Source organism: Spirosoma arboris, assembly GCF_009754945.1.
GTDB classification, from domain to species: Bacteria; Bacteroidota; Bacteroidia; order Cytophagales; family Spirosomataceae; genus Spirosoma; species Spirosoma arboris.
Genome location: NZ_WPIN01000025.1, coordinates 14,510 through 27,417, shown reverse-complemented (window position 1 = coordinate 27,417; position 12,908 = coordinate 14,510). Strand labels below are relative to the sequence as shown.

At 48.0% G+C, this 12,908-nt stretch carries 8 protein-coding genes and 1 pseudogene; 5 read left to right on the top strand and 4 right to left on the bottom strand.

Annotated features, from left to right (window positions below; translation table 11 throughout):
* Positions 1-214 precede the first annotated feature (214 nt).
* The 3 genes from GO755_RS36815 to GO755_RS36805 all read left to right on the top strand — a co-directional run bounded on the left by GO755_RS36815 (position 215) and on the right by GO755_RS36805 (position 3,969).
* On the top strand, positions 215-553 hold the full coding sequence (locus tag GO755_RS36815; RefSeq protein WP_157590442.1) for a PadR family transcriptional regulator: 339 nt from the start codon (positions 215-217) through the stop codon (positions 551-553).
* Complete coding sequence (locus GO755_RS36810) at positions 541-3,237, top strand: ABC transporter permease (RefSeq protein ID WP_157590441.1); 2,697 nt, start codon at positions 541-543, stop codon at positions 3,235-3,237. Before GO755_RS36815 ends, GO755_RS36810 begins: the two co-directional genes overlap by 13 nt.
* Before the next feature lie 282 nt (positions 3,238-3,519).
* Positions 3,520-3,969 carry a hypothetical protein gene (locus GO755_RS36805; protein ID WP_157590440.1) on the top strand — a complete coding sequence of 150 codons (450 nt, stop codon included), beginning with the start codon at positions 3,520-3,522 and terminating at the stop codon, positions 3,967-3,969.
* 170 nt (positions 3,970-4,139) lie between these two features.
* On the opposite strand, the gene GO755_RS36800 is transcribed toward GO755_RS36805, so the two are convergent.
* The 4 genes and pseudogenes from GO755_RS36800 to GO755_RS36785 form a co-directional block, all read right to left on the bottom strand.
* On the bottom strand, positions 4,140-6,032 hold the full coding sequence (locus GO755_RS36800) for an ATP-binding protein (protein WP_157590439.1): 1,893 nt from the start codon (positions 6,030-6,032) through the stop codon (positions 4,140-4,142).
* An 18-nt stretch (positions 6,033-6,050) separates the two neighbouring features.
* Positions 6,051-6,308: a hypothetical protein gene (locus GO755_RS36795; protein WP_157590438.1), complete on the bottom strand. Its 258-nt coding sequence runs from the start codon at positions 6,306-6,308 to the stop codon at positions 6,051-6,053.
* A 383-nt stretch (positions 6,309-6,691) separates the two neighbouring features.
* Positions 6,692-7,039 (bottom strand): VOC family protein, encoded by a 348-nt coding sequence (locus GO755_RS36790; protein ID WP_157590437.1) that lies wholly within the window; start codon positions 7,037-7,039, stop codon positions 6,692-6,694.
* Between the two features lie 534 nt (positions 7,040-7,573).
* Positions 7,574-8,644 (bottom strand): annotated as a pseudogene (locus GO755_RS36785) (DUF3800 domain-containing protein); the annotation flags it as partial.
* 321 nt (positions 8,645-8,965) lie between these two features.
* Here GO755_RS36785 and GO755_RS36780 point away from each other — a divergent pair.
* Together GO755_RS36780 and GO755_RS36775 are read left to right on the top strand one after the other, a co-directional pair.
* On the top strand, positions 8,966-9,847 hold the full coding sequence (locus tag GO755_RS36780; RefSeq protein WP_157590435.1) for a DUF5694 domain-containing protein: 882 nt from the start codon (positions 8,966-8,968) through the stop codon (positions 9,845-9,847).
* Between the two features lie 539 nt (positions 9,848-10,386).
* Positions 10,387-12,807 carry an ABC transporter permease gene (locus tag GO755_RS36775; RefSeq protein ID WP_157590434.1) on the top strand — a complete coding sequence of 807 codons (2,421 nt, stop codon included), beginning with the start codon at positions 10,387-10,389 and terminating at the stop codon, positions 12,805-12,807.
* Positions 12,808-12,908: the final 101 nt, after the last annotated feature.

Genomic DNA, 12,908 nt, shown 5'->3' with positions numbered 1-12,908 from the left:
CTAAAATGGGCGTTTAATTAAACGGCTTGTATGAGTCACTGGCCACGACCATCCGTAGAATACGACTGTCCGCTTCTGCACGGCATTTGTCCAATTTTGGACAATTTAGCACCAGTTGATTTAGAAAAACCGCCATTAAAGGCTTTCAGGCCTAGTTGTGAAGTTTGGCCCGGCATTTGTCCGACAAAACCTATACTAATCTTTTCCGTTTGTCATGAAACGAGCCTTTTTAGGAGAGTTGGAGGAAGTCGTCCTATTGACGGTAGCTGCCCTGCAAGAGCAGGCCTACTGTGCGGCCATCACCCAAAACATTGACCAGCAGATGGCCCGTAGCATCAGCTTCCCCACGGTCCACACCACCCTCCAACGGCTCGCCGAGAAAGGATTTGTCTCCTCCCAGATGGGTGGAGCTACTACCGAGCGGGGAGGCCGCCAAAAACGGCTCTTTACCGTTACCACAGCTGGTCAGCGCGCCCTGATCGAGTGCCGACACTTACGAAGTCAATTGTGGGACCAGATTCCAACGCCAATCCTACTACTATGGGGCGCTTAACCAACGACCAGAAACACGATACCAGGCCCCGTAACGACCGACCGCCCCGCTGGGCTACTTGGCTAATGAGCCGGTTCAGCCCCTCTGGTCTGGAAGACGAACTGCAGGGGGATCTACTGGAGATGTTCGCCTACTGGATAAAGACCGTCGGTTTGCGGGGAGCCCGCTGGCGCTATATACTGGCAGTTTTACGGCTGATTTGCCCCTTTAGCGGGTCCACTACAGGCCAAATCCTTACCTATTCTCAACCCGGGTTTCCCAGTCGGGAACCGCAAACCATCTTTATTATAAAACCAGCTATGGTACGCAACTATCTAAAAGTCGCTTGGCGAAACCTGCTCAAAAATAAGTCGTTCTTTCTGATCAATACCCTCGGGCTGGCCTTCGGGATGGCTGCCTGTCTGCTGATTTTGCAGTACGTAACTTTCGAGCGAAGTTACGATAGCTTCCATCCTGACGCGGATCATATTTTCCGCATCGAACTGGACAGTTATCAGAATGGGAAGCTGGCGTTTCGCTCGGCTACGTCCTACCCGGCCATTGCACCGACCCTGAAAAAGGAGTTCTCCGAAGTAGCCGAAACGGCCCGGCTCTTCGCCGCCCGCACCAATGTGGTGACTTACCAGAACATTCATCATCGAGAGGATAATTTTTACTTCGCCGATAACTCCATTTTCAATATCTTCAAGATCGACTTTTTACGGGGCAATCAGGCCACAGCACTGACCGATAAAAATACGGTTGTGCTGTCAGAGACGACCGCCCGCAAATATTTCGCTCGTGAAAATCCCTTGGGCAAAACGATTAAGCTGGGCCGTACTCCCTATTTGGTAAAAGGCGTTTATAAGGATTACCCCAAAAATTCCCACCTCGAACTCGATCTGATTTTCTCCTACTTAACCGAACCTGACGCCCAGACCAGTTGGGGCTGGTACGCCTTTTATACGTATGTAAAACTAAAGCCCATTGCTCGGGTTGAGCAGTTTAGGGCCAAAATTGTTAATTTGGTTCAGAAATACGTTCCCAATGAGGCTAAAAACGGAAACCGGTCTGAGTTACTACTCCAACCGTTGCCTGATATTCATCTTTTTTCCAACCTCAATCAGGAAGCTGAAGCGAACGGCAACGGGCAGTCGGTGGCTGTACTATCGGTGATTGCCCTGTTCATTCTGGTAATCGCCTGGATCAATTATATCAACCTGGCAACGGCCCGGGCCATGGACCGGGCTAAAGAGGTCGGCATTCGCAAAGTGGCCGGAGCTGAACGCGCCCAACTAATTAGTCAATTCCTAATTGAATCTGTACTCCCCAATTTACTTGCCGTGGCGCTGGCGTTAATCATTGTACAGGCCAGTGCCCCTTATTTTAGTGACCTGACAGGAAACCCACTATCGCTGAACCAGTGGCTACAACATGACCTCTGGCTTCCTGCCTTTGGTATATTCCTGGGGGGGACCTTGCTGTCGGGCTTATACCCAGCCTTGCTGTTATCCGGTTTCCAGCCCATTACCGCCTTAAAAGGCAAACTAAGCCATCTTACTAGTGGCTTATCGCTTCGGCAAAGCCTCATTGTGTTTCAGTTTGCCGCTTCAATTATTCTGATGGTTGGCACGCTAACTGTCTACCGACAACTGCGCTTTATGCAGGAGCAGGATTTAGGCTTCAGTTCAGCCCAGAAGTTGATTGTTCGTGGGGTCCTGGCTCCTGACTCTACCTACGGAGCTAAAGTAGATGCTTTCCAGCAGGAGCTCCTGAAAGCGAGATTCGTGGAGAAAACCACGACGTCGACTCATATACCAGGCATGGAAATTCTGTGGGCAAACAGCGCCCGTCGAGTAGACCGCGCCGACGCCGTTGATAACACACTCTACAATACGGCTATCGACGACCACTTCCTGGAAGCTTATGCCATTCGTTTATTGGCCGGCCGGAATTTCAACCGCGCCTTTGGCACGGATAGAACGAATGCACTTCTCAACGAAACAGCCGTTAAACTGCTGGGTTTCAGTAGCCCCAGTGACGCCTTAGGTAAGTTTATTGGTACGGGCGATACACTTCAGATTGTGGGGGTGGTGAAAGACTTTCACCAGCAAGGCCTGCAAAAAGGGCACTGGCCTATGCTCTTGCGCTTTCGGCCTGATGCGGCCCAATTCTTTTCGCTACAACTGGCCTCGACCCGAAACCTTACCCAGCGACTGGCCAGTATTCAGGCACAATACGAGCGGATTTTCCCCGGTAACCCGTTTGAGTATTTCTTTCTTGACGATTTTTTCAATAAGCAGTACAAAGCTGAGCAGCGGTTTGGCCGGGTGAGTGGCCTGTTTGCGAGTTTAGCCATTTTCATTGCCTGTTTGGGGCTATTCGCCCTAGCGACATTCATCGCCAAACAGCGCACTAAGGAGATGGGTATTCGGAAAGTATTGGGGGCCAGTGTACCCAGCCTGATTGGATTGCTCACCAAAGATTTCCTAAAGCTAATCATCATCGCGATTGGCATTGCTACACCCCTGGCTTGGTACGCTATGAGCCGCTGGTTGGTCGATTTCGCCTACCACATTGCCGTGCCCTGGTGGGCGTTCGTGGTGGCGGGCGTGGGGGCTATTGGTCTTGCATTGGTGACGGTTAGCCTTCAAAGCATTCGAGCTGCTTTGCTAAATCCAGTGAAAAGTTTGCGGAGCGAATAAGTGCTTATGCGACTGGTTGAGTTGGACAGAGATCAAAAATCTAGTGTCTTGTAAAAACGCTCCTCAGTGCGACAGGCAGAAATTCTATGTCCATAAATAGGGCATCCATTGAAACAGTATTTAGCCTGAGGTTTCGTGTTTTGGCTATCATATAACAGGTTATAGTCCCTCATGAAAGAACAAGATATTTCCCTTCGGCTTGCTACTCTAGAACAAAACAATAAACGGTTAGGGCAGCGGCTCAACGTTTTGTCAGCTACTTGGTTAATCACATTACCTTTCTTGATTGCATCTTGGACCTTACCCAAAGCCACCTCACTAACGGCTATGGGTGATTCGTTACGCCTGCATAAACTTGTCATTGTGGACCCACAAAATCGCGAACGGATTGTGATCGCGGCTCCCATTCCTGATCCAATTGTGAGCGGTAAAGTGGCACATCGTCGTAATATTGTCACGGCTGGCATTCAATTCAAAGACCCAACTGGAACTGAACGAGGAGGTATAGCTTCCCTAGCGGATAGCTCATTCGTCGTGGGTATTGATGACGAAACAGGTCGGGAGCGAGCCCATCTGTATTATTTGCCCAAAAGAGGGTCAGGCCTTTACCTTCAAGGAGAAAAAGAAACTGAAACGGTTTCGCTGTTCATTCCGTTAAAGGGAGCTAATCCGACGTTGGAAATGACTGATAAGACCGGGAAAAAGACCCAGCTTCTTCCTAACCAGCGATGAGCCTGAAGAGGCTTGGCTTCCTTCGCTGAAACTAAAATCAATCGTGTTGTATTGCTTGGCTAGCTAATAGTTTCTTGTCTGTCTCCCGAAACGCTCCCAATTGAGACGATTGGGTATCAATAATTTGGGCGTTTCAGAAGACGAGGTTACGCATCGAAATCGATTTTTTGCTATTGCGGTAATTCAATAACAAACGTGCTCCCTTCACCCGCTTGGCTCTCCACTCGAAGCGTTCCGCCATGCCCCTTGGTGACTATATCATAACTTAAAGATAGGCCCAAGCCCGTTCCTTCGCCCGTGGGCTTGGTGGTGAAAAAAGGTTGGAAGACTTTGCTTTGTAGGGTCTCTGGTATCCCCCTGCCGTTGTCCGCTACCCGGATTTGAATGCCTTCTTTGGTCTTCGCCGTTAGCACCGTTACTGTCGGCCGGTAAGATGAATCTCTTTGCTTCTGACGTTCTCTGACGGCGTAGAAGGCGTTGTTATACAGATTCAATAGGACACGCCCGATTTCCTGGGGGACTACATTGACTTCTCCCAAGTCAGCCTCATACTCCGTCAGCAGAGCGCATTCGAACGATTTGTCTTTGGCCCTAAGCCCTTGATAGGCAATCTTCAGATATTCATCGGCTAACGCATTCAGGCCGGTAGGTCTTTTTTCGCCCGAATCGGTACGGCTGTGTTCCAACATGCCTTTGACGATGGCGGAGGCTCGTCCGCCGTGGTGGTGAATCTTGTGCAGGTTTTGACGTAAATCACCGGCAATGGCCAGTACATCTTCAGTATGACCTGCCTGAGCCTCCTGCGTCAATTCATCAACGAGCTCACTGCTCACTTCCGAGAAGTTGTTGACGAAGTTGAGTGGGTTCTGAATTTCATGAGCGATACCCGCCGTCAGTTCGCCCAGACTGGCCAACTTTTCTTTCTGAATGAGTTGAGCCTGGGAGGCTTTTAGCTCGGCTGTGCGTTGCTCGACTTGCTGTTCGAGCCGCTCGTTTTGAGTGGCTAGTAGTAGTTGTTTTTCCTGCTCCTGAGCGAGGGTTTTCTGGGAGAGGGCTTCTAAGTCAACAAGCTGTCGACGCAGGAGTTTATTGGTAGCCAGCCTGTCTTCTGCTAACAGTAGGGTAATGGTAACGGCAAGCCCCAAAAAACTTAATACGAATAGATAGTTGCCATTGGCGATTAAAAACGGAGAAACGGCAGAATATTCGCTGAATGCCAGCAATATCCAGCTTATCAGTAAGATGCTATGTGCGGTAGTAAACAGGCGGGCACCTGGCTTACCTTGCCTGATAGCTAGCAGGTCAACTCGTAAAATCTCAAAAAAAGGTAAAATATAAGGTAGGAGGTATTCAATCCATAAAAAAACTATTCGACCGAATCTCTGATAAGGCGCAAAAATAGTGGTGGGTAGTGAAGCTAAAATCAGGATCAGGGCTATGTAAAAAGGTGTTCTTTTGGGCAATTTGAAATACGCATAAATGCCGAGCAGATAAAACACTCCGGCAATGGCGGTCGAGATACCAATCACAATATTAGACATATCATCAAACCACTTGCCACCAGATGATAGCGGAAATAAATCTGGATCTCTTAGTAGCGATAGGATGGCATACGCCTGGAAGGATTGAGCCAAAAGGAAGATACCAAAATACAGATTGGTTCGCCCGCCCGCCGACGTGGAATAGAGTAATAGCTGTAGAATACCGAGAATCAGGAAGGCCCCAAAGAGCATACTCTCAATCAGATGCTCTACCTTCGAGAAGACAATTTTTGTTTCCGTCTCCCCAGCAGGGAACACCCTCAGGCGAAAAAATGACCGAGGGACCTTTATCCATTGTTTTCTTGAAAAAGCGTACCGTACAGCCACGAGCTGCACCGAATCATTATTTAGGTGAATTAATACAGCCGATAACGCAGAGGGAATGTTCGCTCTCCGTGCTGAGGGTTTTAATGAGTCGATTTTTCCAGCTAGAAACGTTAACTGCCCATTCAAAAACAACTCGCTTGCGCCAGCCTGACGACCATTTATTCCAATGCTCTTTCCTCGCAAGGAAGGAGCCACGTGCAAGCGAATCCGTAATCAGCCAATGCCCTGTTGGGGCAGTTTGTCAAGCGTACTGATAAGTTGCGCTGGGTTGAGCGTGTCCCAGCGGGAATCATCAAACTCCGGCTTTGCCCAGGCGGGATTGTCGCCTAAATGCCATTTCCAGGCTTTGTTGAGAAGGATGCCATTGGCCGGTAGGCTATCGACTCGAAAAACCGCTTGTGCCCAGGAGTAGGATACACACAACCAGCCTACTAAAGTGGTTAACAGATAAGGCAGGAAAAGTCGGGGCATGAGTGAGCACAAGGATAAAATACCAACTCAATATATTCAACAATAGCCAAAAAGTGTCAAACGACTCGACTTGGCAGATACAGGTCATAACCCCGAAGTATTGATTCTCATATAAACGCTCCATTCGTGTTACGCTGACTCTTTAGAGGCAAGTGACGGATTTTGTATGAAACGGCAAATGCACCCATTGTTGATCAGTAGAAGTGATTCCTTATTTCAACTGCATTCCTTAAGAACAAAGGCGATTTTGGTTGTCTTTACTCTATCTTTTACGTTTCAATCAAATGCGCGGTTGAATGAAATGTACCTAGTTTTCACCTAAACTTAGGTTATGTAACTAAACGTATAATTACTAGTCCTATCAACTTTCCTTTTCAAAAAACTCATGCTGAGCAGACGGCTAATTCATTCCCGGTGGGATCCGTAAAATGAAACCGTCGGCCACTGGGATACGAAAAAATAGGTTTGGTAATTATCCCCCCGGCTTGCTCCACCACGCGTAAGCTCTCTTCTAAATCATCAGCCCAAATCACCACTAAGGGGTGCGAAACGATTAGGCCATCAGCTTTAAAGAAGCCACCCGCAATGCGGCCATCGACGAAGCTGGTATAGTCGGGTCCGTAGTCTTCAAATGACCACCCGAACGCTTGTTGATAGAAGTCTTTGGTCGCTACCAAGTCATGAGCCGGAAACTCAATGTAGCAAATGGCTTGATTCAAGGCTGGATTCATCAATAAAGAAGTTAGCGTTTTGACCGGCTGTAGAAGTGGCACTATGTTCCCTAATCTCTAGCATTGGGATTCGTGGGCTTCCCTTTTTGTTTCTTTCCCTTCTTTGCTTTTTGCTTCTGCTTAGTCTGTCTATTTTCTAACCACAGAGCCAGAACAGCTAGAATAGCTATCAAGACCGTGATCAATAGGATTCCACAGATGCCCATATCTGTTACTTATCAAGTACTCCTCGCTCTATAATCAGCTACATATTAACCTTGTAACGTAACTATAGGCTGCAACAATACTGTCAGAGCGGGTGGTCAAAATGACTTTTATAAACGTATGCCCAGCATCCTACGTTTATAAATAGGCTATTCGTAGAGTAGCCTATTTATTCCCATTTTCATTTCAACAACCTTGATTATCAAGGTATACAAAGATAATTTTTTCAATCAATTTGACTTATAATAACTTCGCGAACAGGGCTACAGAGCTGGAAGGGTCGTTCCTGATTTGTAACCCCTATCTATTATATCCAAATCAAGTCAGCAATTAATCGGCTAGTAATTGTTTTAGATTCGCATACTCCTCCCGCTCTAACAGGTCAATTGATCCTCCAGTGGCTAATCGGATTCGATCCCGCCATTTGCTGATCCGAGATAACAGCGGTTGAATGATGGTATTACTATGATTCACAAAATCGTAAAGGTCTCCCTCACAGGAGGGGATTTTGTAGCCTTTGGTGTTGCTGGCAATGATGACACCCGCATCCCGGAGCGGGGCAATCACCCGCGTTTGAAAGTAGTGCAGGGTGGGTGAACTGCCCCGCCGTTCCTCAATATGCGCCATTAATTCCCGGCTTGAAATGTAACGAGTGGGATCAACGTGGCGGAAATGAAACAACAAATAGTTTAAGCAAGTAACCTGATCAATTTCCTGAGGAGAACGACTGGTCAATTTGCGATGCAAAAAGTCTTGGCCTAGGCCCACACACAGTTCCGCTAAACCCGCATTGTAATTGGCTTGATCGGGCAGGCTCTGTGCCACCACTGGGGCAAATACGTCTGGCCAGTATTTTAGGGTCAGTAGCTTAGGTTTCAGCAATTGTACGAAGCTGGCTCGTTCGGGGGATAGAACCGTTTCATCATAACACCGGCCCAGGGTGCCCGCTACGAAATCAGCCGCTTGGACGAGAAGACTGGCTTGGCTGTTGACAAAGCGAAAACTAGCCTGGTTAAATAGAGTAGGCACGTGTCGATTATAGATATACTGGGTGAATCCCTGCATAAAGCTCTCGTCGCCGTGTCGGTCCGCCACTAATTCCAGATTAGGAAAGCTGCGGTAGAGTTCTCGGTCAGCCAGACCATGCAGAAACTTGTAGAAGGACCCTTTGTAATAAAAGCCCTCCCCACGCAGTTCCCGTTTATCGACGACTAAGGCGAAAATCTGAAAGGGGACAGTGAGCAATTGTTTAAGGATCAGGATCCGGCGTTTGTCATCATTGCCCACTGTAGCGGACTTCATGGGCCCGGTTTGAAAAAAGCGTGCTCGAACGACTTCTAGCTGAGCTTCTGCTTCAGCGAGCTGTTCTTTGCGTAGCGTGATAGCGGTGACAATAAAGTGGGTGGAAACCGGTACGCCGGAGCGGCCTTGCTTGGTAAAGTCAAGGCCGTTGTTTCCCCATCATCCAGAAAGGCGATGTAATCGTTCATTGGGCATTCGACAAAGTAGCTAGCAAGTTAACCAGACTTATCTTTATTCCCTTTCCAACTGGGTCAACTAGCTCTTAATCTGTCCGTAGATAAAGGTGGTTTATAGTGTGACAAACTATAGTGTTTCTCTAGGAAATGGCTCGCTTGACCTGTTGAAGATTCATGTAGCATGCCTACAAGCAACGGTAAGAAAGGATTGGTGTCATTGGTATGAATTTACCATACAACCATCATGAAATTTGTCTACTTCGTTATTCTAACGTTTTATTCGCTTTGCCTCCACGCCCAAACCGCCCAACTTCGTCAGCAGATCGATGCCTTATTCGATAAGAATACTCAGAAGCCTCAAGTCTTATTATTAGGAACCTTTCATTTTGCAGGCGAAAAAGTAGATGCCAACACGACACCAACTACGCTGCGCGTCGATATGTTGACGCCAACTCGACAGCAACAAATTGATCAACTGCTCAATCAGCTAGCCCGATTCAAACCCACCAAAATAGCGATTGAAGCTTCCCCCAGCAGCAAGAACTATATTGATTCCCTCTACACAGCTTATTGCAAAGGCGAATTCAGTGGTAACCAACGAGTAGAAGCGGATGGGGAGCTACTCCAAGTGGGCTTTAAACTGGCCAAACGCTTAGGTCATACCGAACTCTTCCCCATTGATGCCCAAGCATTTCGACTTAAATTCAGTCCAGCCGATTCGCTGATCATGTTCACTAAGTACCAACAGCAATCTGATCCCTCCTTCGACTACTGGGACAACCACTATACCCGCTATTCATCGCTACAAGATTCGCTAAAATATTATTCCACTCTACAGGACTACCTCACCTTCTTAAATTCAGCTAAAACGCAAGCCAGAAGCATTGGTCGGTGGCTGGTGACAACCAAACGAGGCACCAACCGCGAACCTATTGGGGCGGATGGCTTCATATCCCGTTATTACAATCGCAATCTGCGCATCTATTCGAATATCCAACGCCTGGTGACTAGTTCTATGGATCGGATATTAGTCATTTATGGAAACACGCATATGTATATTCTTAAGCACTTACTAGAAGCTAGCCCTGAGTTTACAGTAGTACCGGTTACGAATTATCTAAAGTAGCCAGTTGAGGTAATGTTGTATTTTTCTCATCGAAGGCCTAAAAGTGGTGAAGCCACCCGTCTGGTATTATTTTCATTACATCAGATTTTTATACAACAAAAACGGAAAAGTACAGTATATAACCAACTTCTCAGAAGCCGCCGGGCATAGTACTTTTCTAATTTAGGAACAGTCAATTCACAACGCCTAAGCGAGCAGACGATATACCTATTTTTTATAAGTGGGTTTCGTACGGGCTCACAGCGGTGCGCTTGCTTGCCTTCTACATTCGCTTGGCTACCCTTATTCTATACGTAAGCGGACATTTTACAGGTAAAGATGTCCGAAATCGTACAGTTGTCGGTCGGAGTATCGACTTTATCACCGTAGTAGGCCTGTCTAAGGGGATGGTATGATAGTTGAGCCATTGGTTCGCATAGGTTAGTATAGGAGGGCAGACGGTGAGAATCCCCGAAGGCCAAAAGTGGAGGTAGATACCTTGTTAGCTAACCCCTTTTTCTTCAACCGCCAACTCAACAGGAAGGCAAGGCACTAAGACAATGTTAAAAAATTATTTTGTTACCGCCCTCCGTGCCCTTCGGCGCAATTGGAACTACACGCTCATCAATATGGTCGGCCTCACGTTTGGACTAGCCTGTTGCCTGATCGTATTTCTGGCCATCCGGTATGAACTCAGTTATGACCGCCATAACGCCAAGGCTGACCACACATACCGACTCATCACCTACAGCAAAAAATCAGGAGGAGATAGTCGTAATATTGGTATTCCTTTACCTGCGCTGGCTGCCCTGCGTACTGATTTTCCTGAGCTAAAGCATCAGCTAACAATGGCGTATCAAACGTATGGAGCTCTAATCAAAGTAAAGGATAAGAACGCGAGTAAGTTTCAGGAAGAAAGCAGTACGGTTGCTTTTGTAGAACCGGAATACTTTCAGATGTTCGACTATCAATGGGAGGAAGGAAACCCCCAAACGGCCGTACAGAATCCCAATACCGTCGTCCTATCGGAACGAATGGCGCATAAATATTTTGGGGATGCCGATCCACTGGGGAAGACCATCCGAGTGGAAAACAAAATGGATTTCACCGTAACCGGTGTGGTACAGAACCCGCCCGCTACCAGTAGCGTACCTTTTGAAGTACTCCTATCGTTTGCCTCACTTAAGCAATTCGGAGCGAATAGCGATTGGAATGAGTGGGCCTCTACTTACAGTGGTGCTCAAATCTACATAACGTTGCCCGATAAGGTGACACCCGCGCAAATCGAACAACAATTTGTGCCATTCACCCACAAATACATGAAACCGGAGCTGGCCAACGAGCTTCGGTACGAATTACAACCCCTAACCACTATTCATTTCGATACCCGTACCCAGAATGCAGCCGGTCGAACGGTGAGTAAACAGACAATTTGGGGGATGGCTCTGATCGGCGTGTTTATTCTGATTACGGCCTGCGTCAACTTCATCAATCTGGCCACGGCCCAGGTCATTCGCCGGGCTAAGGAAGTGGGGGTTCGGAAAGTACTCGGTAGTACTCGAACGCAACTAATGCGGCAGTTTTTGAGTGAGACGGGTTTACTCACCGGCCTGGCCGTTGGGCTGGCGTTTGGGGTTACGACAGTATCGATGCCTTACGTAGCGGAGTTGCTCGACCTTAAAGCGACCGCCCTGTCTATCCTGGACCCTGTTGTGGTTGGCTTCGTGCTGGTGCTGGCGTTGCTGACCACGGTGTTGGCGGGTTTCTATCCGGCATTCGTGCTGGCGGGTTATCAGCCTGTTTTGGCCCTGCGTGGTAAAATGCGTCTAACTGGCCGTAATCCGTTGACCCTTCGCCGGATCCTGATCGTGTTTCAGTTTGCCATTTCTCAGCTGCTTATTATCGGTACCCTTATCGCCTATAGCCAGATACAATACTTACGCTCGGCGGATTTGGGCTACAGCAAAGACGCTCTACTGACGGTACAAATACCCGAACGGAAATCGGGGCAATTAGAATCGCTGAAGGCTAAACTGGTTGGTCTACCCAATGTGAAGTCGATGAGTTACGGCATTTCCGTACCCTCATCGGATGGCAATTGGAACCAAGGTTTTCGCTACGAGAATGCCGATAAAGATGCGGATTTTAGCGTGGTGATGCGGGTGGCCGACACCGCTTATCTGCATACCTACGGTCTGAAACTGATTGCCGGACGCCTGTATCTCCCCGCCGATACGATGCGGGACTTAGTAGTCAATGAGTCGTTTGTGAAAAGAATCGGTCTTCGCGAACCGAGTCAAATTTTAGGCAAGTACCTAACTCTAAACGGATTCAAGAAAAAGCAGATTGTGGGCGTTGTGAAGGATTTCAGTACGTTCTCCCTGCATCAGCAAACCAGCCCCTGCGTGCTGACCAACTGGCGCGATGCTTATAGTGTACTGGGTATCAAGCTATCCACCCAACAGGGCGGCACCGAGGCCATCCATCGGTTACTCGGTGAAGTGGAAACCACCTGGAATGCGACCTTCCCCGACTTTATGTTTAAATACGATTTTTTGGACCAGATCTTAGCTAATTTTTACAAGAGCGAGGAGCGCCTATATTCGTTTTTTCGGCTGCTGGCGGGCATTGCCATTTTCATTGGGTGTTTAGGACTATACGGCGTAGTCGCATTCATGGCCGAATCGCGAACCAAAGAAGTGGGTATCCGCAAAGTTCTGGGTGCATCAACGGGGCATATAGTCGGTTTATTCTCGACGGATTTCGTCCGATTGGTGCTGATTGCCTTAGTAATTGCTTCACCGGTTGGATGGTACGTCATGAACAAGTGGCTAGCTGATTTTCCTTATAAGATCGAAATTGCCTGGTGGATGTTTGGCCTGGCGGGTTTACTGGCCGTGACGATTGCGCTTTTGACCGTCAGTTTTCAGAGTATCAAAGCGGCCTTAGTAGATCCCGTCAAGTCACTACGAAGCGAATAGAGTCTTCTGTCAAGGCATCCGATTGATTTAGTGGTCGGATTCCTTGACTCCCTAACGACTTGCCGTTCGCCGAGGGGCAAAGCTGCCCCTTTACAAACTGA